Below are 24,404 nucleotides of genomic sequence, written 5' to 3'. Positions count from 1 at the left end.
GTGAATATCATTGGCGGTGATGGTTGCGCATTCGTTATCAGCGAAGCGCGAGGATATTGCTCACCTTTGCGTGGGAGCGGTATTGGCCGCGAATGAACCCTGCCGCCGCCGAAGCCTCGACGCGGCATTCCCGAGCGACCACGCTTGAAACCACGAAAAACGGTTAGCGCATCACTGGCGGGAGCAGGCCTGTCTACCCGGCACGCGCTGCGAAGCCCCAGGCGTCGGGCCTGTCAGAGACTATCCGGATCGCCGACGAACATCTGGATGCGCGAACGCAGCCAGCGCTCGGCGGGGTCGTTGTCCTGGGCGCCGCGCCAGGCCATGGACAGTTCGAAATCCTGGCTGGTCTGAAACGGCAGCGGTTCGGCGCGCACGCCGCCGTTGGCCGCCAGCGCCGCGGCGGCGTAGTCCGGGACGGTGGCGATGATGTCGGTGCCGGCAAGCAGGCTGGCCAGGCCGTTGAACTGCGGCACCGCCAGGACCACCTTGCGCTTGCACCCGTGCAGCGCCAGTTCCTCGTCGATATAGCCGTTGAGATCGCCGGCAAAGGAGACCATCGCATGCGGACGGCTGCAGTAGTCCTCCATGCTCAGCCGGCCGGGAATGCTGTCGGCACGCAGCAGCATCGGCTTGGGCCGGCGCAGTACCTTGCGTTTGGCATTGGCCGGCAGCTCCTCGGTGTAGCAGACGCCCACCGAGATCTCACCGGACGCCAGCAGGCCGGGCATCAACAGATAGTTGGCGCGGCGCACCACCAGCACCACGTCCGGCGCTTCGGCGCGCAGGCGGCGCAGCAGCGGCGGTAGCAGGGCGAACTCGACTTCATCGGTCAGGCCGATGCGAAACACCTGGGTACTGGTTGCCGGGTCGAAGGTCGAGGCGCGGCTAACGGCGGTGGAGATCGAGTCCAGCGCCGGTGAAAGCAGCTGGGCGATCTCCAGCGCGCGGGCGGTCGGCTCCATGCTGCGGCCAGTACGGACGAAGAGCGGATCGTCGAACAGCGTGCGCAGTCGTGCCAGGGCGGCACTGATCGCCGGCTGGCCGAGAAACAGCTTTTCCGCTGCGCGGGTCACGCTGCGCTCGTGCATCAGCGTTTCGAAGACGATCAGCAGATTGAGGTCAACACGGCGAAGATCGTTGCGATTCATACCTGGTTCACGTCGAGCCTGCAGCCGGACCAGGAGGCGTCCGGCTCTGGAGGGTGGTCTGCATTCTAGACAGCTTCGGCTGCCAACGGCATGCCCGATCCCGCTTTCGAAATGCACAAAGCTGCAATGCGCCGGCGAGCATACATACGTAGTTCCATCATTACTGCGCATGGGAACTATCGATGGGAATCCACGCCGTTCACTGGAGTTGTGACGATACTGACGATAGAGTCCGTTCGCACAGTAGTAAGTGAGGGGTCGAAATGTCCCGCATCATCCGTTTTCATCAGTTCGGCCCGGCCGACGTGTTGCGCCACGAGGAACGCGCAATGCCGGTTGCCGGCCCAGGCGAGGTGCTGATTGGCGTGCGCGCCATCGGCGTCAGCTGGAATGACGTGCTCTGGCGCCAGGACCTCGCGCCACGACACGCGCGTCTGCCTGCCGGGCTCGGCAGCGAGGTGGCGGGCGAGGTGCTGGCGGTGGGTGAGGGCGTTCAGGGCTTCAGGGTCGGCGATCATGTTGCCGGCTTCCCGGCCCACGATCTCAATCAGTATCCGCTCTACGCCGAGCATGCGCTGTTGCCGCAGCAGGCGCTGGTGCGTTACCCGGACATGCTCAGCGCCAGTGAGGCGGCGATCCACTACACGCCGATGTTGGTCAGCTATTTCGCGCTGGTCGAACTGGCTCAGCTGGAAGCCGGCCAGTACGTGCTGATCAACCAGGCGGCTCACTGCACCGGGCCGGCAGCCGTACAGCTGGCCAAGGCGTTGGGCGGCCGGGTGATCGCCGCTTGCGACACCAGCGAGGACCGCGACTACCTGCGCGAGCTGGGCGCGGAGACGGTGATCGTCACCGAAGAGGAAGACCTGGTCGGCCGCCTGCAGAAGGTGACCGAAGGCCGCGGCGTCGACGTGGTGCTGGATGCCTGTGGCGGTTCGCAGATGAAACTGCTCGGCGACGTCATGGCGCCGCTGGGCAAGCTGATTCTCTATGGCATGAACGGCGGCAACGAGACCGCGCTGCCGGTCTGCGCGGCGTTCAAGAAGAACTTCAAGTTCTTCCTGCATTGCCTGTGCGACTTCACCGGGCAGCCGGAGCTGGGCATCGAGCAGAACCGTGAAGCCGTGGAGCGTGCGCTGCAGCATATCAACCAGCTCACCGTGGCCCGGCTGATCTGGCCGCAGCTCGACCGCCAGTTCCCGTTCGCGCAGGCAGTCGAAGCCCACCAGTATGTCGAAAGCGGCGTACCCCGCGGCCGCGTCGTGCTGACGCTGAACTGAACATCCGAGGGCCCCGTACAGGGCCCTCTCATCGCCCCGTAGAAACTTTTCTCGCGCCGTTCAAGTCCTCCGAAGACAGGCTCATAACCTTGACGGAGGATTTTCCATGGCTGAAGACAATCAGACCCTACCGCCGCAGGAGCAGCTCGAGCCCGGCAAGGAAGGGCTTATGAACCCGCGCCCGGAATACCGCGGCGAAGACTACCAGGCGGCGGGCAAGCTCGAAGGCAAGGTGGCGATCATCACCGGTGGTGACAGCGGCATCGGCCGCTCGGTGGCCGTGCTCTACGCCCGTGAGGGCGCCGACGTGGCAATTCTCTACCTCGACCAGCATCAGGACGCTGAGGAAACCCGCACTGTGGTCGAACAGTACGGCCGTCGCTGCCTGACCTTCGCCGGTGACGTGGCCGATCGCGAGGTCTGCCGCAAGGTCATCGACGAAACCCTCGCCGCGTTCGGCAAGCTCGACATCCTGGTCAACAACGCCGCAGAGCAGCACCCGCAGGAAAAGCTCGAAGACATCAGCGAAGAGCAGTGGGAGAAGACCTTTCGCACCAACATCTTCGGCATGTTTCAGATGACCAAGGCGGCGCTACCGCATCTCGGCAAGGGCGCTTCGATCATCAACACCACATCGGTGACCGCCTACAAGGGCAGCCCGCAACTGCTGGACTATTCGGCCACCAAGGGCGCAATCACGGCCTTCACCCGTTCGCTGTCGATGAACCTCGCCGAGCGTGGCATTCGCGTCAACGGCGTCGCGCCGGGGCCGATCTGGACGCCGTTGATTCCGTCGACCTTCGATGCCGACGAGGTCGCCGAATTCGGCTCCAACACGCCGATGAAGCGCCCCGGCCAGCCCGATGAAGTGGCGCCGGCGTATGTCTACCTGGCCAGCAGCGATGCAGCCTACGTGAGCGGCCAGGTGATCCACGTCAACGGCGGCACCGTGGTCAACGGCTGACCCATTGCCGGGCCAACGAATTGGCTCGGCCACATCAACGCTTGGAGAACGACCATGCCACGCACGATCTGGAAAGGCGCAGTCAGTTTCGGACTGGTACACATCCCGGTGGCGCTGGTACCGGCTACCACCCGCCAGGGCATCGATTTCGACTGGCTGGACAAACGCAGCATGGACCGGGTCGGCTACAAGCGCATCAACAAGACCACCGGCGAGGACATCGACAGCGAGAACATCGTCAAGGGCGTGGAGTACGAGAAGGGCCACTACGTCGTGATCAGCGATGACGAGATCAAAGGCGCGCACCCCAAGGCGACCCAGACCGTGGATATCGTCGCCTTCGTCGATGCCAAGGACATTTCCTTTCTCTACATCGACACGCCGTACTACCTGACGCCGGACCGCCGCGGGGAAAAGGTCTACGCCTTGCTGCGCGAAACGCTGATCCAGACCGGCAAGGTCGGCATCGCCAACGTGGTGCTGCGTAACAAGCAGCACCTGGCGGTGGTGATGCCGCTGGGCAAGGCCTTGGTGATGAACACCCTGCGCTGGGCCGACGAGGTGCGCGGCGTCGAGTACCTCGAGCTCAAGGACGAAGCGCTCGATCCGGACCTGGCCGAGCGTGAGCTGGACATGGCCAAGCGGCTGGTCGAGGACATGACCGAGAAATGGAAGCCGGAACAGTACAAGGACACCTTCCAGGACCAGATCATGGAGCTGGTGGAGAAGAAGGCCCGCGAAGGCAAGCTGGAAGCGGTCGGCGGGCCGGAGGAAGCGGTGGATCGTCGTTCGGCGGATGTCATCGACCTTACCGAACTGCTCAAGCGCAGCCTCGCTGCCAAGCCAGGCAAGGCCAGCAAAGAGGACGACCACGAGGAGGAGGAAAAGGCGCCGGCCAAGCCCAAGACTGCGAGCAAGGCCAAAACGAGCAAATCCTCCTCGGCGGCTTCGCGCACGCGCAAGGCGCCAGCGGCGGGCAGCAAATCCAGCAAAAAGGCGAGCTGATCGGGGTTGCCCATGCCAGAGCAGCGCAAGAGCGCCGGCCGCCCGCTGGTGGGCGGCGTCGGTATCAGTAATCCACAGCGAGTGATCGACAAGGCCAGCGGCGCGACCAAGCTTGCGCTGGCCGAGTACTACCTGGCGGTCGCCGACCGATTGGTGCCGCAATTGGCTGGCAGGCCACTGTCCATCGTTCGTGCACCTGAAGGCGTCGGCGGCGAAAGCTTTTTCCAACGCCATTGCGGTCGGCTGAAGATGCCTCACATGCGCGCACTGCCGAAAAACCTCGATCCCGAGCATGCGCGGCTGATCCAGGCGGACAACATCACCGCGGTCATCGAGGCCGTGCAGATGGGTACCGTCGAGTTCCACACCTGGAACGCGCGCAGTGACCGCGTCGAGCGGCCTGATCGAGTCATTTTCGATCTCGACCCCGATCCCACGTTGCCCTGGTCGAGCATGGTAGAGGCGACCGAGCTGACGCTGCAGCTGCTGGACGACCTGGGACTGCAGGCCTTCCTCAAGACCAGCGGAGGCCGCGGTATGCATGTCGTGGTGCCGCTCGACCGTCGGCACGACTGGGACCTGGCCCGGCAGTTCGCTCGCTCGGTCACTGAGCGGCTGGCGCGCGAGGCGCCGGAGCTGATCGTCGACAAAATGGGGCCGCAGAATAGGGTCGGGCGAATTTTCGTGGACTACCTGCGCAACCAGCGCGGGGCGAGCACCGTTGCCGCCTATTCGGTCAGGGCGCGTCCGGGGCTGGCGGTATCCGTGCCTGTCGAGCGTGAGGAGCTGGCGCAGCTGGAGAGAGCCGATCGCTGGAACATCGGCAACCTGGATGAGCGTTTGCGGGCATTACGCAGCGACCCGTGGGCCCGCTACGGCGCCGTTCGCCAGGGGCTGACGCAGGCACTGCTCAAGCGCCTGGAGAAGGGTTGAGACAACGGCGTGGCGGCGAGCGATCAGGTGGTCTGGGGGTCGTCGGTATCCGCCACGGTCTGGTTTCCATATGGCGCGCCGGGCTTGTGTTCGTCCAGCTCCTCGGCACAAGGCACCTGCGGCACATCGCCCGGCTTGTCATGCACGATCGGGTCGGGTTGCGGCACATCGGGTCGCACGTGAGTCATCGTCGTTCTCCTGGTGTTCGCCCGCTCAGCCTTGGCGGCCGTTCTGCATTGATCGGCCCACGTAGGCGAGGTTCCGGCCAATCGTCGCTGCTCGCGGCGCTGGCGACCGTCGGCGTGGTCGGGTTCGGCACCCACTCACGGGGGGCTTGAAAACGGCAACTGCCGTATTGCGCTCCACCAGGCTCGACCGGTCGCCGGACGGGCTGGCTAACGGCCGCCCGGGGCTGAACTTTCCAGGGTCACTTGGCTCGGAAGAAAGAGCCGACGAAAACCGTACCGGTCGCCTCCCGAACCGCACGATGACGCGTCCAGAGGCGGCTCGGGCAACCCGAACCCATGCGCCCCAGGAGCCCGTTCGATGAGCGATGCACAGCCTACCGCGACGATTCACCCTCGACTCGAAGAAGCCCTGCAGATGCCGCGCATCGCCATCGAATCCACCTTGCCGGTGCTGGATGAGGGGCGCTTTGCCGCCAAGGCGGTCATCGGCCAGCCAGTGGTCGTGACCAGCAAGATTTTCGCCGACGGCCACGACCAGCTGGCCGCCGCCGTGTGCTGGCGTGAAAAAGGCGAAACCAGCTGGCGGCGGGCACGGCTGAAGTTGCTCGGCAACGACGCCTGGCAAGGCCAGTTCACGCCCACCCAGGTCGCCGAGCATGAGTTTGTCATCGAAGCGTGGTGGGATGTGTTCGAGAGCTATCGCTACGAGCTGTCGAAGAAGCACACGGCCGGCGTTCCGGTGCATCTGGAGCTGGAAGAAGGGCGCCTGCTGCTGGAGAAGGCCACCGCCCGCGCCCAGGGCGAGAACCGCGCGATGCTTGACGATCTGATGCACCGCCTCGGCATGGCGCATACCGATGACGAGCGCGTGTCACTGCTGCTCGCACCGGAGACGGCCGTGGCGATGGCTGCCGCCGACCCACGCGAGCACTGCAGCCGCAGCCGTGTCTATCCGCTGGACGTCGAGCGCACGTTGGCGCAGTTCGCCAGCTGGTACGAGCTGTTCCCGCGCTCGGAGACCGAAGATCCGAATCGCCACGGCACCTTCCGCGATGTGCACAAGCGTCTGCCGGCGATTCGCGACATGGGCTTCGACGTGCTGTATTTCCCGCCGATCCATCCGATCGGTCGCCAGCACCGCAAGGGTCCGAACAACAGCCTGCACGCCGGCCCGAACGATCCCGGCAGTCCCTACGCAATCGGCAGCGAAGAGGGCGGCCACGACGCCATCCATCCCGAGCTGGGCACGCTGGATGATTTCCGCGAGCTGGTCGCAGCGGCTCGCGAGCATGGCCTTGAGATCGCCCTGGACTTCGCCATCCAGTGCTCGCAGGACCACCCCTGGCTGAAAGAGCACCCAGGCTGGTTCTCCTGGCGCCCGGACGGCACGATCAAATACGCCGAAAACCCCCCGAAGAAGTATCAGGACATCGTCAACGTCGACTTCTATGCCGAAGATGCAATGCCCGACCTCTGGCTGGCGCTGCGTGACGTGGTCTGGCACTGGGTGGAGCAGGGCGTGAAGATATTCCGGGTCGACAACCCGCACACCAAGCCGCTGCCGTTCTGGGAGTGGCTGATTGCCGATATCCGCGAGCGCGACCGCGACGTGATGTTCCTCTCCGAGGCGTTTACACGCCCCGGCATGATGGCGCGTCTGGGCAAGATCGGTTACAGCCAGAGCTACACCTACTTCACCTGGCGCAACACCAAGGCGGAACTGAGCGAGTACCTCACCGAACTGAACGAGCCCCCGCTGCGCGACTGCTATCGGCCCAACTTCTTCGTCAACACGCCGGACATCAATCCGTTCTTCCTGCAGGACTCCGGCCGCGCCGGGTTCCTGATCCGCGCCGCGCTGGCGACCATGGGCTCGGGGCTGTGGGGCATGTACTCGGGCTTCGAGCTATGCGAGTCGGCGGCGATTCCGGGCAAGGAAGAGTATCTGGACTCGGAGAAGTACCAGATTCGCGTCCGCGACTACCACGCACCGGGCAACATCATCGCCGAGATCGCCCAGCTCAACCGCATCCGACGGCAGAACCCGGCACTGCAGACGCACCTGGGCTTCAAGGCCTACATGGCCTGGAACGACAACATCCTCTACTTCGGCAAGCGCACACCAGACCTGTCGAACTTCATTCTGGTGGCCATCAGTCTCGATCCGCACAACGCCCAGGAAGCGAATTTCGAGTTGCCGCTGTGGGAGCTCGGCCTGCCGGATGACGCCCATACCCAGGGCGAGGACCTGATGAATGGCCATCGCTGGACTTGGTACGGCAAGACCCAGTGGATGCGCATCGAACCCTGGCATTTGCCGTTCGGCATCTGGCGCCTGACCGCACAGGAGCCGGACCCGGACCTCAAGTAATTTCTCGGGCGCAGCTGTTAATTCATTTGAATCATACGTTTATAACGCTTTGTTGATGTGAATTCAGCTGTTGCTCTGCCGTTGCCTAATGCGCCGATCCGGCCTGGGCCTTCACACCGCGACAGGAATGAAGAACATGGCAAAACCGCGCAAACCCGCCGCTTTCATCAAGGACCCGCTCTGGTACAAGGACGCGGTGGTGTATCAGGTGCACCTGAAGTCCTTCTACGACTCGAACAACGACGGCGTCGGTGACTTCCCCGGCCTGATCGAGAAGCTGGATTACATCGCCGACCTTGGGGTGAACACCATCTGGCTGCTGCCGTTCTATCCGTCGCCGCGGCGTGACGATGGTTACGACATCGCCGATTACCGCGGCGTGCATCCGGAATACGGCAGCATGGCCGACGCCCGGCGCTTCATCGCCGAGGCGCACAAGCGCGGATTGCGGGTGATCACCGAACTGGTCATCAACCACACGTCCGACCAGCACCCCTGGTTCCAGCGCGCGCGCAAGGCGAAGAAGGGCTCGGCAGCGCGGGATTTCTACGTCTGGTCGGATACCGACAAGAAGTACGACGGCACACGGATCATCTTTCTCGACACCGAGAAATCCAACTGGACATGGGACCCGGTGGCCAAGCAGTACTTCTGGCACCGCTTCTATTCGCACCAGCCGGACCTAAACTTCGACAACCCGCAGGTGATGAAGGCCGTGCTGGCGGTGATGCGCTACTGGCTGGACATGGGCATCGACGGTCTGCGCCTTGACGCGATTCCCTATCTGGTCGAGCGCGACGGCACCAACAACGAGAACCTGCCGGAAACCCATGCGGTGCTCAAGGCGATCCGCGCCGAGATCGATGCCAATTACCCCGACCGCATGCTGCTGGCCGAAGCCAACCAGTGGCCAGAAGACACCCAGCTGTATTTCGGCGGCGAAGACGGCGGCCCGGGTGACGAATGCCACATGGCCTTCCACTTCCCGCTGATGCCGCGCATGTACATGGCCATCGCCCAGGAAGACCGCTTTCCGATCACCGACATCCTGCGCCAGACCCCGGATATCCCGGAGAACTGCCAGTGGGCGATATTCCTGCGCAACCACGACGAGCTGACACTGGAAATGGTGACCGACAAGGAGCGCGACTACCTGTGGAATTACTACGCCTCGGACAAGCGCGCACGGATCAACCTGGGCATACGCCGGCGCCTGGCGCCGCTGCTGGAGCGGGATCGCCGGCGGATCGAGTTGCTCAACAGCCTGCTGCTCTCCATGCCCGGTACGCCGGTGATCTACTACGGCGACGAGATCGGCATGGGCGACAACATCTTCCTTGGCGACCGCGACGGCGTGCGCACGCCGATGCAGTGGTCGGTGGACCGCAACGGCGGCTTCTCCCGCGCCGACCCACCGAACCTGGTGCTGCCACCGGTAATGGACCCGCTCTACGGCTACTACACGATCAACGTCGAGGCCCAGCAGCGCGATCCGCATTCGCTGCTCAACTGGACGCGGCGGATGCTGACCATCCGCAAGCAGTTCAAGGCCTTCGGCCGTGGCACCCTGAAGATGCTCGCGCCGAGCAACCGCCGCATCCTCGCCTATATGCGCGAATTCACCGGAGCGAACGGCGAAACCGAGATCATCTTCTGCGTCGCCAACGTCTCGCGCTCGGCCCAGGCCGCAGAACTGGAAATGTCGCAGTACGCCGGCATGGTGCCGGTGGAGATGGTCGGCGGCAGTGCCTTCCCGCCCATCGGTCAGCTGCCGTATCTGCTGACCTTGCCGCCCTACGGCTTCTACTGGTTCCAGCTCGCGCTGACCAACCAGATGCCGAGCTGGCACCAGGAGCCGGTGGACACCATGCCGGACTTTCAGACGCTGGTACTCAAGCGCCTGGATACCTTGACCGCCGCCAACCGGCGCATTCTGGAAACCGAAGCGCTACCGGCCTATCTGCCGAAACGGCGCTGGTTTGCCGCCAAGGACGTGGCAATCGAGTCGGTCCGCATCAGCTACTGCGTGCCATTCGGCGACCCGAATCGCCCGGTGCTGCTCAGCGAGCTTTGCGTGGAATCCGCCGGGCGCAGCGATCTGTACCAGCTGCCGCTGGGTTTTCTGGCCGAGACCGAATTCGAGGTCGCATTGCCGCAGCAACTGGCCCTGGCGCGGATACGCCGCGGGCCGCAGGTCGGCCTGATGACCGATGCCTTCGCCCTCGAGCAGTTCAGCGCCGCGGTGATTCAGGGCCTGCGCGACGAGCTGGTGCTGCCTTGCAACGACGGTGAGATTCGCTTCGTGCCGATGCCGCAACTGGCCGACCTGCAATTGCCAGCGCACCCCGAGGTGCGCTTCATCTCTGCGGAGCAGTCGAACAGCTCGGCGATCATCGACAACAAGGTAATGATCAAATTGCTCCGTCGCGTGGCACCGGGCGTCCACCCTGAACTGGAAATGGGCGGTTTCCTCACTGAACGCGGTTTCGCCCATATCTCCGGCATGCTCGGTCAGGTCAGCCGCATCAACAAGCAGGGCGAGCCGGTTGCCCTGATGGTGATCCAGCACTTCCTCGACAGCCAGGGCGATGCCTGGGTGTGGACGCTGAACAACCTCGACCGCGCGGTGCGTGACGAAATCGCGGGTGGCGTGTCGATGCACGAGAACCAGTTCAGCGCCCTCGACGAACTACAGGCCTTCAACCGCCTGCTCGGCCAGCGGCTCGGCGAGATGCACATGGCGCTTGCCACGCAGACCGAAGATTCGGCCTTCGCCTACGAAAGCACCAGCAAGGCCGACGCCAAGCAGTGGGAGCAGAGCATCAGCGCGCAGCTGGAGCAGGCCCTGCAGCGCATCGAGGAACATCGCTCGAGCTTCGATCGCAAGGAGGCTACCGCGCTCGGCCAACTGCTGGCGCGGCGCGACAAGCTGCTCGAACAAGTGCAACGTCTGGCTGCTAGAACCGTTGGTGGCGTGCGGACCCGTGTCCACGGCGACCTGCACCTCGGCCAGGTGTTGGTGGTGCAGGGTGATGCCTACTTCATCGACTTCGAAGGGGAGCCGGCCCGCTCGCTGGATGAGCGGCGCGCCAAACATAGTCCGTTCAAGGATGTCTCAGGCCTGCTGCGTTCGTTCGAGTACGCCGCCGCCATGACCATCCGCGGTGCGCAGATCAGCGACAGCACGCCCGAGGCCGATCAGGCGCGGCAGCGTATCGCGGCGAGTTACCAGAGCAGTGCGCAGGCGGCCTTCCTCGAAGCCTACCGCGAGGCCACCGCCGAGTTGCCGCACGACTGGCGCGACGCGGATGGCGCGAATGCTGCACTGCTGCTGTTCAGCCTGGAAAAATGCGCTTACGAGATCGTTTACGAAGCGGAGAACCGACCAACCTGGTTGCCCGTCCCGCTACAGGGATTGCTGGCCCTGGCACAACAGCTTTTCGATGGAGGCTCCAATGACTGATCGTCCGGTTCTGACCATGCCAGGGGAAACCCTGATGCCCAGCGACGCCGATGTAGACGCCCTGGTGCGAGCCGAGCATGGCAACCCGTTTTCCATTCTCGGGCCGCATCCTGACGGCGGGGGAATCGTGATTCGCGCCTACCTGCCCAATGCCCTGGGTGCCGAAGTGCTCGACCGCGATGAGCAACTGCTTGCCGTGATGGAGCAGGGGCAGGTGCCCGGATTCTTCTTTATCCGCCTGCCACATCAGCAACCCTACCTGCTGAAGATTCGCTGGGCCGGCGGCGAGCAGATCACTGAAGACCCCTACAGCTTCGGTCCGCAACTGGGCGAGCTGGACATGCACCTGTTTTCCGAAGGCAATCACCGGCAGATCGGCCGGGTATTCGGCTCGCAGGTGCTGGAAGTGGACGGTGTGCAGGGCGTGCGCTTCGCCGTGTGGGCGCCCAACGCGCGCCGAGTGTCGATAGTCGGCAGCTTCAATGGCTGGGACGGTCGCCGTCATCCGATGCGGCTGCGCTTTCCGTCCGGCGTGTGGGAGTTGTTCATCCCTCGCCTGCAGCCGGGCGATACCTACAAGTACGAGATTCTCGGACCGAACGGCATCCTGCCGCTCAAGGCCGACCCGATCGCCCTGGCAACCGAGCACCCGCCGGGCACCGCTTCGGTCATAGCCCGGCCGCTGGACTACCAGTGGAAGGACCATGGCTGGTTGCAGCAGCGCGCCGCGCGCCAGTCGGTCAAGGCGCCGATGAGCATCTACGAGCTGCATGCGGGCTCCTGGCGACGTGACGGTGGTGACGATGGCCGCCTGTACGACTGGCACGAACTGGCCGAGCGCCTGATCCCCTACGTAGTGGACATGGGTTTCACCCACATCGAGCTGATGCCGATCATGGAGCATCCCTTCGGTGGCTCATGGGGCTACCAGCTGCTCTCGCAGTTCGCGCCAAGTGCGCGCTACGGGAACGCCCATGATTTCGCCGAGTTCGTCGACGCCTGCCATAACGCCGGCATCGGTGTGATCCTCGACTGGGTGCCGGCGCACTTTCCCACCGACGCCCATGGCCTGGGCGAATTCGACGGCACCGCGCTGTACGAATACGCGCACCCGTTCGAGGGCTTCCATCAGGACTGGGATACCTACATCTACAACCTCGGCCGCACCGAGGTGCACGGCTTCATGCTCGCGTCGGCGCTGCACTGGCTGCGCGAATTCCACGTCGATGCCCTGCGTGTCGATGCGGTGGCTTCGATGCTCTATCGCGACTATTCGCGCAAGGACGGCGAGTGGATTCCGAACCGCCACGGCGGGCGTGAGAACCTCGAGGCGATCGACTTCCTGCGCCATCTGAACGACGTCGTGGCTACGGAAACCCCTGGCGCGCTGGTGATCGCCGAGGAATCGACAGCCTTTCCGGGGGTCAGCAAGCCCACCAGCGAAGGTGGCCTCGGCTTTTCCTACAAGTGGAACATGGGCTGGATGCACGACTCGCTGAAGTACATCCAGGAAGACCCGATCAATCGGCAGTACCACCACGACAAGATGACCTTCAGCATGGTCTACGCCTATTCCGAGCACTTCGTCCTGCCGATTTCCCACGACGAAGTGGTCCACGGCAAAGGCTCATTGGTCGACAAGATGCCCGGGGATCGCTGGCAGAAGTTCGCCAACCTGCGCGCCTACTTGTCGTTCATGTGGACGCACCCGGGCAAGAAGCTGCTGTTCATGGGCAGCGAGTTCGGCCAGTGGCGCGAGTGGAACCATGACCGCGAGCTGGACTGGCATCTGCTCGAAGAGGCCGATCACCGTGGCGTGCAGAACCTGGTGCGCGATCTGAACCGGCTGTACAGCCAGGAGCCGGCGTTGCACGAACTGGACAGCGACCCGCAGGGTTTCCAGTGGCTGATCGGCGATGATCGCGCCAACAGCGTGTTCGCCTGGCTGCGCAAGAGCTCAACCGGGCATCCGCTGCTGGTGGTTGCCAACTTCACGCCGGTGGTACGTGAGGCCTACCGCATCGGCGTTCCGGTGGACGCCAAGTGGCTGGAGGTCTTCAACAGCGACGCGGCCTGCTACGGCGGCTCGAACACCGGCAACGGCGGCGGCATGCTCGCCGAGCCGATCGAGAACCACGGTGAGAAGGTCTCGCTGTCACTGACCCTGCCGCCGCTCGGCGTGCTGGTACTGCGGCCGCAGGTGTAAGGCTGCCGCACTGAAGAGCGCCGCTCGGGACAACCTGAGCGGCGTTTTTTTTTGCGGGTAGGGCATCCGCTTTCTCGCGGCTTGTGCGCTCTAAGGCACTTGCAGAGCGATGCGCTAGGCTGCACCGCGATGGTCACGGTCTAGCACTCATTGAGTGTGTGCCTTGGAGGACGCGTTGCGGATTCCAACTAGCGGTCAAGCCCACTGCCACTGCCACGGACGCTGCGGCGAGCCTGTCGTGGATAGAGCTGCTGACAGAACCGACCGGTGAGGCTGTTCCCCTCCGTTCAGGTATCCGCATTTATGGTGCGACCCTGGTCGCGAACGGAGCACATCTCGAATCGCGGTCTTCCGGAGATCGCTCTCGCTGACCTTCAGCTCGTTTCCTGAGAGACAGTCTGCTGGTCACCGGCCTGGTTGCTGCTGCGCAGCTTCTTCGCCCGGGCTTCGAGCACCACATAGACGAGGGTGGCGAACAGCAGGGGGATCAGGAAGTAGATGACCCGGTAGCCGATCAGACCGCCGACGATGGCGCCTTTGCTCATCTCGTCGGCGAGCATTGCCACGAATACCGCCTCGATGACGCCGAGCCCAGCCGGGATGTGGGTGACCACGCCGGCGATGCTGCTGATCATCAGGATACCCAGCACTTCGGGATAGGCGGCCTTCTGGGAAAGCATGAAGTACACCACCAGCGCCATCAGCGACCAGTTGGCGGCGCCCAGCACCAGCTGGATCAGAGCCAGGCGCAGCGAAGGCAGTTGAATCTCGTGGCCGCGAATGGTCCATGAGCGACGCTTGGAGAAGCCGCACAGCCACAGATACACCACACACGCCACCAGCAGGCCGACGCCAAGCACCCGCAGGGCGGTGAAGCCGATTTCCCAGCTGGCCGGCGGCTGAATCCAGCCCATGGCGAAGATCATTCCGGCCAGCCACATGTAGCCCAGCCAGTTGGTGAGGATGCTCATGGTGAATACCCGGGTGATCTGCGAGGGTTTCAGCCCCAGGCGCGAGTACAGACGGAAACGCAGGGCGATGCCGCCGACCCAGGCGCTCAGGTTGAGGTTGAAGGCGTAGCAGACGAAGGTCACCGGCAGGATCTGTCGGATCGGCAGGTCATGCCGTGCGTAGGCTTTGCCCAGCACATCGAAGAAGCAGTACACGAGGTAGCTGCCAAAAGCGGCAGCGCCAGCCATCCACAGCGTCTGCGCCTGGTAGTTGCGCAGGGTCTTATAGACCTCACCCCAATCGAGGTTGCGCGCGAGACCGACTAGCAGGCCGACAACAAGTGCGAAGAACACATAGGTGAGGATCTTCTTGATCAGCGGCCAGCGTCGGCGCCAGCCGCTCTTTGCCTCGGCCTGGTTGGTCTGGCTCATTGGTGGTCTCGCTGCAGGGGAGAAGGCACGGGATCGAGTGGGCGGGTGGTGTCCGGATCGATCAGCTCCAGGCGTGGCTTGTGCTCGGGGAACAGGCTGACCAGTCCCGGGAAGTGCCGCAGGAAGTGGAAGATCAGGAAGGCCAGCGGCGCACGCCACCAGAAACCGCGGACGATCCGCTCCAGCGGAATACGCCGGCAGTCGGTCTGCAGCAGGTGATCGAGGCGCTCGTGCAGGTGGCGGTTGAACACATGATCACGAATGATCAGGTTGGCCTCCAGATTGAGCGACAGGCTCAGCGGATCGAGGTTGCTCGAGCCGACAGTAGACCACTCGTAGTCGGCCAGCGCGACCTTGCCATGCAGCGGGCGGCGGCAGTACTCGTGGATCTCCACCCCGTCGCGCATCAGGTAGTTGTAGAGCATGCGTGCGCCGAACTTGGCGATGGGCATGTCCGGCTCGCCCTGGAGGATCAGCCGCACCCGCACCCCGCGCCGCGCGGCGTTGCGGATTTCCCGCAATACACGATAACCGGGGAAGAAATACGCGTTTGCAATCAACAACCTGGAGCGTGCATCTCGAATCGCTTGCAGGTAGTGCTGCTCGATGTCGTTGCGGTGCTGGTCGTTGTCGCGGATGACGAACAGCGCCCGCGCCTCGCCACGGCTGACGCCACCGTAACCCGGCGTCTGATGACGCATGCGCCGCCGCCACCAGCGATGGGTCGGCTTGTCCGGTGCGATCTGCGCCAGTGCGAAGTGGTGGATATCACGCACCACGGGACCTTCCACCTGCAGGGCATAGTCCTGCTTGGCGGCCGGCCCGAAGTCACCCAGGTGATCGGCGGAGAAATTGATGCCGCCGATAAAGGCGATTTCGCCATCGACCACGACGATCTTGCGATGCATGCGCCGGAACACGTTGAGCCGGCGGCCGAGCAGGCGCTTGCCGGGATCGAACATGTGAATACGCACGCCGACCCGGGTCATGGCGGTGACGAAATCACCGCACAGGTCCGCCGAGCCGTAGCCGTCCACGGTCACATCGACGCTGGCGCCGTTTTCCGCGGCGGCGATCAGCGCTTTCTGCAGCTCTGCGCCTACCTTGTCCTGGAACAGGATGAAGGTTTCCAGCAGCACTTCTTTCTTGGCCTGGGCGATGACCTCGAACACTCGAGGAAAGAACTCTTCGCCGTTTTCCAGTAACTGAAGGCGATTCCCGTCTCTCCAGTGGTAACTCATAGATGTATCTCCACCGCTAGGGGCAGATGATCGGACAAGTGCGTCCAGGGTTTGTTACCGAGGATTCGCGCATCGTGGCTGCTGGCATTGCGCACATAGATGCGGTCCAGGCGCAGCATCGGCCAGCGTGCCGGGAAGGTTTTCGCCACCTGACCCTGGGAAACGGCGAAGACCTCATGCAGGCCAGCACAGCGGTCCAGGGTCCTGGTGGCCTTGAGTCGCCAGTCGTTGAAGTCCCCGGCGACCACCACGGGCGCACCTTCGGGCAGCGAGTCGAGCAGGTTGCAGAGCAGTTCCAGCTGCTGCTGACGGTGCGACTCGCGCAGCCCAAGGTGTACGCAGATCGCGTGAAACTCGTCGTGTCCCGGCACCTGCAGCACGCTATGCAGCAGCCCGCGGCGTTCCGGGCCGGCGATGGAAATGTCGAGGTTCTCGTAGCGGATGATCGGAAACTTCGACAGCACGGCATTGCCATGGTCGCCGTCCGGGTATACCGCGTTGCGGCCGTAGGCGAAATCGGTCCAGATGCTGTCGGCCAGAAACTCGTACTGTGGCGTGGACGGCCAGTTGTGAAAGCGCATTGCGTGCTTGTCGTGGGTGCCGAGAACTTCCTGCAGGAACACCACATCCGCCGAGACGCTGCGCACCGCTTCACGCAGCTCGGGGAGGATGAAGCGACGGTTGAGTGCGGTGAAGCCCTTGTGCGTATTGACCGTGAGAATGCGGATCGAATTGACCGCTGTCGCCATGTGGGCATCGAGGTCGGCGCTTTCGATCGGGTGATTTTTGTCCAGAGTCAAACCATTGCTCCTTCCAGTTGGCCAGGCGTGGCCTGCAGGTGTTCATCCAGGCCGAGCCGGCGCAGCAGTTGCCGCGCGTCATAGGGCGCGCGAACCTTCACGTCGTTGTCGAAATAGCAGTACACCGCGCGGGATTTGCGCGGCCGCGGCTTGCGCGGGCTGGTCAGTCGCGCGTCATCGGGCTGGTCGCCGTCGCTCCAGCGCTGGATGCGTTGGCACCAGTGGTCCAGCGCGGCATCGGTGTAACCGCTGGTATAGAGCTTTTCCGCGCCATGCAGGCGGATGTAGACGAAGTCGCTGGTGAGGTCTTCTAGGTGCGGCCACTTGCCGGCGGTGTCTGCCACCACCAGCGCGACCCGGTACTTGCGCAGCAGGTCGATGAATTCGGGCTCGGCGAAACTGGCGTTGCGGATTTCCACCGCATGCCGCATCGGCCGCTTGCGGTCGATGGACAGGTAGCTGCGCCCCTCCATGCGGGGCTCGCATCCTTTGGCGATGGCCAGCGCGGCTTCGGTGTCGTGGGGCAGCTGGCGAAGAAAAGTCTCGAACAGTTCCGCATCGAATTTGAACGAAGGCGGGAACTGCCAGAGGATCGGCCCGAGTTTTTCCTTGAGCTGGAAGATTCCCGAAGCGAAGAAGTTGGCGATCGGTTTCTCCACATCGTTAAGACGGCGCACGTGGGTTATGTAGCGCGGCCCCTTGATGCTGAAAACGAAGCCCTTTGGCGTATCGGCGTACCAGTCGGCATAGCGTTCCGGGGTCTGCAGCGAATAGAACGAGCCATTGATCTCGATGCTGCTCACCGCGCGCGAGGCGAACTGCAGTTCCTTCTTCTGCGTCAGCCCCTTGGGGTAGAAATCGCCGCGCCAGGGCGCATAACGCCAGCCGGATATACCGATATGAATGTTCGCCATGGACGGGCCCTACCGTGCAATCAGGACAGACGAGGCGCTTGCCGGATTACTGGCGGCGGTAGCTGCTACGCAGGGCGTTTCACCGGTGATGGGGTTGACCGCTTTCATAACCACTCCAATTCGCCCAGACAGGTGCGCAATCGCCGATGCGCACATCTGTTCCGACTTTTGCGCGCAGTAGCGGTTCACCTTTTCTATCGCGGTGGTGGCAGTTTTAGCGTGCGGGTTGCGCTCTGGACCGCGGTCTTGCGGCTGTACTAGACCGGATTCAGTCCGGCGACAGGCTCCACGGCAGGTCAGCGGAAAAGGCGTCGACCAGATAATCGATCATCACCCGGACCTTGGCCGGAGGACGTCTATCGGGCGGGTAGACGACGTGAATTCCACCAAGCTCGACGCACGGCTGATCCAGCTCGACGGCGACCAGTTCACCGCTGCGCAACGCCTTGGCGACAATGAATTGCGGCTGGTAGATCACACCCTGTCCACCGACCGCGGCGGCCACCAGGGCTTCCCCATTGTTGGCGACCAGGTCGCCGTTGACTGCGATCCGTACCTCGGCATTGCGACCGAACGGCCAGACCTTGCCCGCGGCGAGGCTCGCCAGGCTGTAGCCGAGACAGTTGTGCTGCCCCAGGTCGGCGACGCTGCGCGGCACGCCTCGCTCATCCAGATAGCGCGGCGCGGCACAGACCAATAATGGGGAATCGGCAAGCTGGCGGGCCTGCATGGGACTGTCCTGCAGCCTGCCAATGCGAACGGCCATGTCCCAGCCGCCATCGATCAGGTCGATCCGGCTGTCGGTCAGGCCGAGTTCCACTTTCACCGCGGGATGGCGACGGCTGAACTCCGGAATGAGCGGGGCGATGAATTGCGTGCCGAACGTCAGCGGCACATTCATGCGCAACAGCCCGGTGGCCTCGATCCGCTGCGACGCAACGCTGGCCTCGGCTTCCTCTATCTCCGGGAGGATGCGCTGGCAGGCCTCCAGATAGTTGCTGCCGGCCTCGGTCAGGCTCAGGCGGCGGGTGCTGCGGTGGAACAACTTGACCCCGAGACGGGCCTCCAGCGCATCGACATGCTTGCTGGCCATTGCTGGCGACATTTCCAGATGGCGCGCCGCCGCCGAGAGGCTGCCAGCCGTGGCAGCGCGGGCGAATACGCGCATGCCAGTGATTCTGTCGAGCATCGCGGTTCCTACTCTTGGTTAAAACTGTCTGTGCTTTTTAGCAGGTTCTCTCACTAGTGAGTGTAGGTCATGCTTTGTCGCACGTCCTTCAGGGAGCCCGATGATGATTGCCAGTGATCCTGCTACCGATCGAACCATGCCGACGCTGTTCGTGCCGCATGGCGCCGGGCCTTGCTTCTTCATGGAGTGGAACCCGCCGACCGCCTGGAACGCCATGGCTGATTTCCTCAGGGGCATCGCCGCGACACTGCCGGCGAAACCGACGGCCATCGTGCTGATTTCCGGGCACTGGCTGCAGTCGACGTTCAGCGTCACCAGCGCTGCGCGGCCGGCATTGGTCTACGACTATCACGGCTTTCCGCCGCACACCTATGAGCTGCGCTATCCGGCTGCAGGTGAGCCGCGGCTGGCTGCACGTATCGCCGGTCTGCTCGAAGGCGCTTCGCTCGGTGGCCATGAGGACGCACAGCGCGGCTTCGACCACGGCATGTTCATCCCGCTGAAGCTGATGTTTCCCGACGCGGATATCCCGGTGGTGCAGCTTTCGTTGCGCAGCGACCTCGATCCGCAGGCACATATCGAGGCCGGTCGTGCCTTGCAGGGCTTGCGCAAGGACGGGGTGCTGATCGTTGGCAGCGGCATGAGCTTTCACAACATGCGCGGCTACGGCGACCCGCGTTTCGCGCCGATCTCCGACGAGTTCGATCATTGGCTGAGCGCTGCGGTCGAAACCGCGCCCGCGCAACGCGACCTCGCGCTGCAAAGCTGGGACCAGGCGCCGTCTGCACGCCTCTGTCATCCGCCGCGCGCCGAGGAACATCTGCTTCCGCTGCTGGTGGCGGCCGGCGCGGGTGGCGACTCCATCGGACGCAAGGTCTTCAGTGACCGCGTCATGCACACCACGCTGTCCGCCTATCGCTTCGGCTGACAGGGCAAATTTCTACAGGAGAACAAGCGATGTATCGATCACATGCCCGTATCGCGGCAGAGAACCCGCTGCGGCTGATCAAGCGGCTGTGCAACCACTGGCGGCACAAGTTTCCCGTGCAACTGGACGAGCAGGGCGGGACCATCGAGCTGCCGATCGGCCGCTGTGATCTGCACGCCGGTGAGGGATACCTGAACGCGCATCTGGAAGCAGCCGATCAGGACAAGGCGCTGCAGTTGCAGAAGGTAGTGGCCGATCACCTGGCGCGTATGGCGGGGGAAGAGCGCCTGCGGATCGACTGGCAATCCGAAGCGGGCCAGCAGCCCGGAGCCGCTGCGAACGCGAACACGGCGGTCGACTCCAGAAGTCGCTACGGCACGGTTTCGCGAGCATTCCACTGGCTGATGGCACTGCTGATCGTCTGGCAGTTTCTCAAGCTGGGCGACCGCATCGCCGAAGGCGAGCACTGGGTCGGGCAGACCCTGGTGCCCTGGCATGTTTCCCTTGGCGCAGTGCTGCTGGTACTGGTGGTGCTGCGCATCGTCTGGGCGGCGAGCCAGCTCAAACAGCGCCCGCCGCACGACCCGGCCACAGCATGGCTGGTCAAGGGCGGTCATCTGGCACTGTACGGCTGCATGTTGCTGATGCCGATCAGCGGTCTGCTGTATCTGATCGGCAATGGCTACGGGGTCAAGGTGTTCGGCCAGCAGTTGGTGGAGAAAGGCCCGGAGATCGCCTGGGCCGCCTCGCTCGGCAGCGTGCATTCACCGCTGGCCTGGCTTACCGTTCTGCTGGTGCTCGGGCATATCGGTGCTGCGCTGTATCACCGCGTGGTCAAGCGCGACAACATCATGCAGCGCATGCTCTAGGGTCTGGCTTCACTGGCTGCTCAGCGCAAAGTTGGGCAGCGAGCTAACCGGCTGGTTGAAGCGGAAGGGGATCGACAACATCGAGCTGCCATAGGCCTTTTGCACCACGAAGTGCAGGTGTGGTCCGGTGCTGCGGCCGGTGTTGCCGGACTTGCCCAACAGCGTGCCGAGCTTGACCTGCTGCCCTGGCTTGACCCGCACCGATCCGCGGCTCAGATGCAGGTAGGCGCTGTGGGTGCCGTCCTCGTGTTCGATGCGCACGTAGTTGCCGGCCGGGTCGGGAAACCGGCCGCCCTGGCCGTTGCGAATCTTCACCACGGTGCCCGCCCGAGCCGCCACGATAGGGGTGCCGACAGGCATGGCGATATCCACCGCATAACGACCGCTCGGCGAGTTGTGGCTGAAGTCGCCGCCAGCGCCCTGGGAGATGCGGAACGGCCCGCCTTGCCACGGCAGCGCGTACGCCGGCCCTTCGACCGAAACCGAGTCAGGCTGATCCGGCTCCGGCGAGAACAGCATCGCGTAGCTGAACGAATGCTTGAACATGATTGGCCCGCCGGCCTTGCGCTTGCTCAGGGTAGCCACGCGAACGCGGCTGTTGGCCGGTATGGTCTTGCGAATCACCCCCTTGCCGACGCCGGCCACATTGACCATGCGCGTCAGCCGCAAGGTAACCTCGACCGGCACTTCCAGCGTGTTGCTGACGTCCATCGCCTTGCCGCTACCAGCACGGTTGATGAACAGGCGCACCGAGCCCGGTTTATCGGCTTTTGCCTGGTTGTTGGCGGCCACGGCTGGCAACAGTGGTGTCAGCCCAAGCAGTAATAGAAGGGGATAAAAAAGCGGTCGCAGAGAGAGCATGACGTGTGATCCATCACGGAAAAGACAAGGCTGCCGGCGACGAGCAGAACGAATCCGTTGGGTTGGTTAGGGGGCCGCGCTGGTTTTGGGACTTGAGTCACGCGATGAGGTTCACTACCGCGTGTCGTTTTTTGCGCGTGGGCGCGGGACTAAGTCTGTGGCGGTACAGGAGCTTTGCGGTCGAGATCGCTCCCACATCCGTTATGGATTTGGCGTGAGGTGGGAAGGGCGTCTAGCCCGATTTCCGCGCGGCGAAATTCAGGGACGCCAAGCCAGCCGTGCCGCTGAACTGTTGAAGCACCTCTTCGCGGTCGAGGCCTTGCGGCCCCGCCCCACAAAACAAGTTGGTGTGGAAGGGGCAGCAATGGATGCCAGGCACGCGATCCCGGAGAAAGCCAGCATAAGCGCCCCGGCCGCACTGGGCCGAGGCGCATTTGCTCACTCGTCGGACTTGATCAGTTCGAGCAGCAGCAGCGAACGGCCGGTCACGGCGTATTCGTCGTTGAAGTCGAACCGTTCCGGTCGAGCGGTCGGGTGGTTGGTGTCGATCAGGCGATTCCAGTAGATACCCTGCGGCACCTCCGGCAGCGTGAAATTCACCAGGTCATGATGCGCGTTGACGATGATCAGCAGCGTTGCGTCGGAGCCTGCACGTCTGATGCCCGTAGGCTGGGCTCGACCGTCAAGCAGCATGCCCATGCAGCGGTTGTGCGCATCTTCCCACTGCTCGATGGACATCTCCTCGGCGTTCGGCGCCAGCCAAGTCACGTCCTTCACGCCCAGCTCTTCGTTGTAGGCACCGACCAGGAAGCGCCCGCGGCGCAGCATCGGGAAGCGCTGACGCAAGCGAATCAGCTTGCGGGCAAAGCCCAGCAGGCCATAGCTGTCCTCGCTGATGTCCCAGTTGACCCAACCGATCTCGCTGTCCTGGCAGTAGGCATTGTTGTTGCCGTGCTGGGTGCGGGCGAATTCATCGCCAGCGACGATCATCGGCGTGCCTTGGGAGAACAGTAGCGTGGCGAGGAAGTTGCGCATCTGCCGATAGCGCAGCTCGTTGATCTCCGGGTCGTCGGTATGGCCTTCGACGCCGTGGTTCCACGACAGGTTGTTGTCGCTGCCGTCGCGGTTATCTTCGTCGTTGTCCTCGTTGTGCTTGTGGTTATAGGACACCAGGTCCTTCAACGTGAAGCCATCATGGGCGGTAACGAAGTTGATCGAGCTGAACGGACGCCGCCCGCGCTGGTTGAACAGGTCGCCGGAGCCGGTGAGACGGCTGGCGAAGTCCGCCAGCTGGCCGTCGTCGCCTTTCCAGAATGAGCGCACCGTATCGCGGAACTGGTCGTTCCACTCGGCCCAGCCGGGCGGGAAGCCGCCGACCTGATAGCCGCCGGGGCCGCAGTCCCAGGGCTCGGAAATCAGTTTGGTCTTGGCCAGTACCGGATCCTGGCGGCAGGCGACGAGGAAGCCGTGGCGCTCGTCGAACCCATCGTGCTCGCGGCCGAGGATGGTCGCCAGATCGAAGCGGAAGCCATCGACATGCATCTCGGTCGCCCAGTAGCGCAGCGAGTCGGTGACCATCTGCAATACGCACGGGTGGCTCATGTCCAGCGTGTTGCCGGTGCCGGAATCGTTGATGTAGTAGCGCTTGTCGTTCGGCATCAGGCGGTAGTACGAGGCGTTGTCGATGCCGCGCATGGAGAGGGTCGGGCCGCGCTCGTTACCCTCGGCGGTGTGGTTGTAGACCACGTCGAGAATCACCTCGAGGTCGGCGTTGTGCAGGTGAGCGACCATCTCCTTGAATTCGGTGATCTTGCCGCTGGCCAGATACTTGGGGTGCGGCGCGAAGAAGGCGATGCTGTTGTAGCCCCAGTAGTTGGCCATGCCCTTTTCCAGCAGATGCTGGTCTTGCACGAACGCATGGATCGGCAGCAGCTCGATCGAGGAGACGCCAAGCTTGCGGATGTAGTCGATCACTTCCGGCGTCTTGAAGCCGGCGAAGGTGCCGCGCACATCGTCCGCTACCGCCGGATGGCGCATGGTGTAACCGCGCACGTGGGTTTCGTAGATGATGGTCTTGTCCCAGGGCACCTGCACGGGGTGGTCACGGCCCCAGGTGAAGGCCGGGTCGATGACCTTGCACTTGGGCACGAAGGGCGCGCTGTCGCGCTCGTCGAAACTGAGGTCGCCATCAGGGTGACCGATGGTGTAACCGAACAACGCTTCCGACCATTTCAGCTCGCCCACCAGTTGCTTGGCATAGGGGTCGATCAGCAGCTTGTTCGGGTTGAAGCGATGGCCGTTCTCCGGGTCGTACGGGCCGTATACGCGGTAGCCGTAGATCTGCCCGGGATGTGCGTCCGGCAGGTAGCCGTGCCAGATCTCGTCGGTGTACTCGGGCAACTCGATCCGCTCGAGTTCGACCTCGCCGCTGGAGTCGAACAGGCAGAGCTCAACCTTCGTGGCATGGGCGGAGAAAATGGCGAAATTGACCCCCAGGCCATCCCAGGTTGCCCCGAGCGGGAAGGGCAAGCCCTCACTGATCCTGGACGGCGTCGTAACCTGCGACACGTAGGGCTTTTTCTTACTCATGAAATCTCCAAAGGCGCATTCCGGATGGCGTACCGAGGCTTGTGTCGGCGCGGACGATCATTCGACTGAT

Annotated in this window: 18 protein-coding genes; 9 read left to right on the top strand and 9 right to left on the bottom strand. The window is 63.5% G+C overall.

Annotated features, from left to right (window positions below; all coding sequences use genetic code 11):
- Nucleotides 1-233 precede the first annotated feature (233 nt).
- Nucleotides 234-1,151 carry a LysR substrate-binding domain-containing protein gene (locus tag LW136_RS12205; protein ID WP_014820192.1) on the bottom strand — a complete coding sequence of 306 codons (918 nt, stop codon included), beginning with the start codon at nt 1,149-1,151 and terminating at the stop codon, nt 234-236.
- Nucleotides 1,152-1,414: 263 nt separating this feature from the next.
- On the opposite strand from LW136_RS12205, the gene LW136_RS12200 reads away from it, so the two are divergent.
- From LW136_RS12200 to ligD, 4 genes are all read left to right on the top strand, one after another.
- The gene (locus LW136_RS12200; RefSeq protein WP_234172989.1) at nt 1,415-2,431 is read left to right on the top strand and encodes a zinc-dependent alcohol dehydrogenase family protein; all 1,017 of its coding nucleotides are present in this window, start codon (nt 1,415-1,417) and stop codon (nt 2,429-2,431) included.
- Nucleotides 2,432-2,537: 106 nt separating this feature from the next.
- Nucleotides 2,538-3,395 (top strand): SDR family oxidoreductase, encoded by an 858-nt coding sequence (locus LW136_RS12195; RefSeq protein ID WP_234172988.1) that lies wholly within the window; start codon nt 2,538-2,540, stop codon nt 3,393-3,395.
- Between the two features lie 54 nt (nt 3,396-3,449).
- Nucleotides 3,450-4,400 (top strand): non-homologous end joining protein Ku, encoded by a 951-nt coding sequence (gene ku, locus LW136_RS12190; RefSeq protein WP_041013761.1) that lies wholly within the window; start codon nt 3,450-3,452, stop codon nt 4,398-4,400.
- Nucleotides 4,401-4,412: 12 nt separating this feature from the next.
- Complete coding sequence (ligD, locus tag LW136_RS12185; protein WP_234172987.1) at nt 4,413-5,333, top strand: non-homologous end-joining DNA ligase; 921 nt, start codon at nt 4,413-4,415, stop codon at nt 5,331-5,333.
- Between the two features lie 23 nt (nt 5,334-5,356).
- Here the strand turns inward: ligD and LW136_RS12180 are convergent, their stop codons facing one another.
- The gene (locus LW136_RS12180) at nt 5,357-5,521 is read right to left on the bottom strand and encodes a hypothetical protein (protein WP_003285031.1); all 165 of its coding nucleotides are present in this window, start codon (nt 5,519-5,521) and stop codon (nt 5,357-5,359) included.
- Nucleotides 5,522-5,879: 358 nt separating this feature from the next.
- Between LW136_RS12180 and LW136_RS12175 the strand changes: the two genes are divergently transcribed.
- The 3 genes from LW136_RS12175 (at nt 5,880) to glgB (ending at nt 13,561) form a co-directional block, all read left to right on the top strand.
- Complete coding sequence (locus tag LW136_RS12175; protein ID WP_234172986.1) at nt 5,880-7,892, top strand: alpha-1,4-glucan--maltose-1-phosphate maltosyltransferase; 2,013 nt, start codon at nt 5,880-5,882, stop codon at nt 7,890-7,892.
- Between the two features lie 136 nt (nt 7,893-8,028).
- Nucleotides 8,029-11,355 (top strand): maltose alpha-D-glucosyltransferase, encoded by a 3,327-nt coding sequence (treS, locus tag LW136_RS12170; RefSeq protein ID WP_234172985.1) that lies wholly within the window; start codon nt 8,029-8,031, stop codon nt 11,353-11,355.
- On the top strand, nt 11,348-13,561 hold the full coding sequence (gene glgB, locus LW136_RS12165; RefSeq protein ID WP_230357351.1) for a 1,4-alpha-glucan branching protein GlgB: 2,214 nt from the start codon (nt 11,348-11,350) through the stop codon (nt 13,559-13,561). The genes treS and glgB overlap by 8 nt, the downstream gene beginning before the upstream one ends.
- 374 nt (nt 13,562-13,935) lie before the next feature.
- Here the strand turns inward: glgB and LW136_RS12160 are convergent, their stop codons facing one another.
- From LW136_RS12160 to LW136_RS12140, 5 genes are all read right to left on the bottom strand, one after another.
- Entirely contained in the window at nt 13,936-14,943 is a 1,008-nt protein-coding gene (locus LW136_RS12160; protein ID WP_221104421.1) for a lysylphosphatidylglycerol synthase domain-containing protein, read from the bottom strand.
- A complete protein-coding gene (gene clsB / locus LW136_RS12155) occupies nt 14,940-16,184 on the bottom strand; it encodes a cardiolipin synthase ClsB (protein WP_234172984.1) in 1,245 nt (414 codons plus the stop codon). Before clsB ends, LW136_RS12160 begins: the two co-directional genes overlap by 4 nt.
- Complete coding sequence (locus tag LW136_RS12150; protein ID WP_014820202.1) at nt 16,181-16,984, bottom strand: endonuclease/exonuclease/phosphatase family protein; 804 nt, start codon at nt 16,982-16,984, stop codon at nt 16,181-16,183. Before LW136_RS12150 ends, clsB begins: the two co-directional genes overlap by 4 nt.
- Nucleotides 16,981-17,898: a DUF72 domain-containing protein gene (locus LW136_RS12145; protein ID WP_234172983.1), complete on the bottom strand. Its 918-nt coding sequence runs from the start codon at nt 17,896-17,898 to the stop codon at nt 16,981-16,983. The genes LW136_RS12150 and LW136_RS12145 overlap by 4 nt, the downstream gene beginning before the upstream one ends.
- A gap of 268 nt (nt 17,899-18,166) precedes the next feature.
- Nucleotides 18,167-19,087 (bottom strand): LysR family transcriptional regulator, encoded by a 921-nt coding sequence (locus tag LW136_RS12140; RefSeq protein WP_234172982.1) that lies wholly within the window; start codon nt 19,085-19,087, stop codon nt 18,167-18,169.
- Nucleotides 19,088-19,190: 103 nt separating this feature from the next.
- Between LW136_RS12140 and LW136_RS12135 the strand changes: the two genes are divergently transcribed.
- Together LW136_RS12135 and LW136_RS12130 are read left to right on the top strand one after the other, a co-directional pair.
- Nucleotides 19,191-20,015: a DODA-type extradiol aromatic ring-opening family dioxygenase gene (locus LW136_RS12135; protein ID WP_234175259.1), complete on the top strand. Its 825-nt coding sequence runs from the start codon at nt 19,191-19,193 to the stop codon at nt 20,013-20,015.
- A 29-nt stretch (nt 20,016-20,044) separates the two neighbouring features.
- Nucleotides 20,045-20,884, top strand: coding sequence for a DUF2218 domain-containing protein (locus tag LW136_RS12130; protein WP_234172981.1), 840 nt, complete (start codon nt 20,045-20,047; stop codon nt 20,882-20,884).
- 9 nt (nt 20,885-20,893) lie between these two features.
- Here LW136_RS12130 and LW136_RS12125 read toward each other — a convergent pair whose 3' ends face one another.
- Both LW136_RS12125 and glgX read right to left on the bottom strand, forming a co-directional pair.
- Complete coding sequence (locus LW136_RS12125) at nt 20,894-21,745, bottom strand: M23 family metallopeptidase (protein ID WP_125877572.1); 852 nt, start codon at nt 21,743-21,745, stop codon at nt 20,894-20,896.
- A gap of 438 nt (nt 21,746-22,183) precedes the next feature.
- Nucleotides 22,184-24,334 (bottom strand): glycogen debranching protein GlgX, encoded by a 2,151-nt coding sequence (glgX, locus tag LW136_RS12120; RefSeq protein ID WP_234172980.1) that lies wholly within the window; start codon nt 24,332-24,334, stop codon nt 22,184-22,186.
- Nucleotides 24,335-24,404 lie beyond the last annotated feature (70 nt).

The organism is Stutzerimonas kunmingensis, from assembly GCF_021432085.1.
Taxonomy (GTDB): domain Bacteria; phylum Pseudomonadota; class Gammaproteobacteria; order Pseudomonadales; family Pseudomonadaceae; genus Stutzerimonas.
This window is presented reverse-complemented; position numbering and strand designations above follow the sequence as displayed.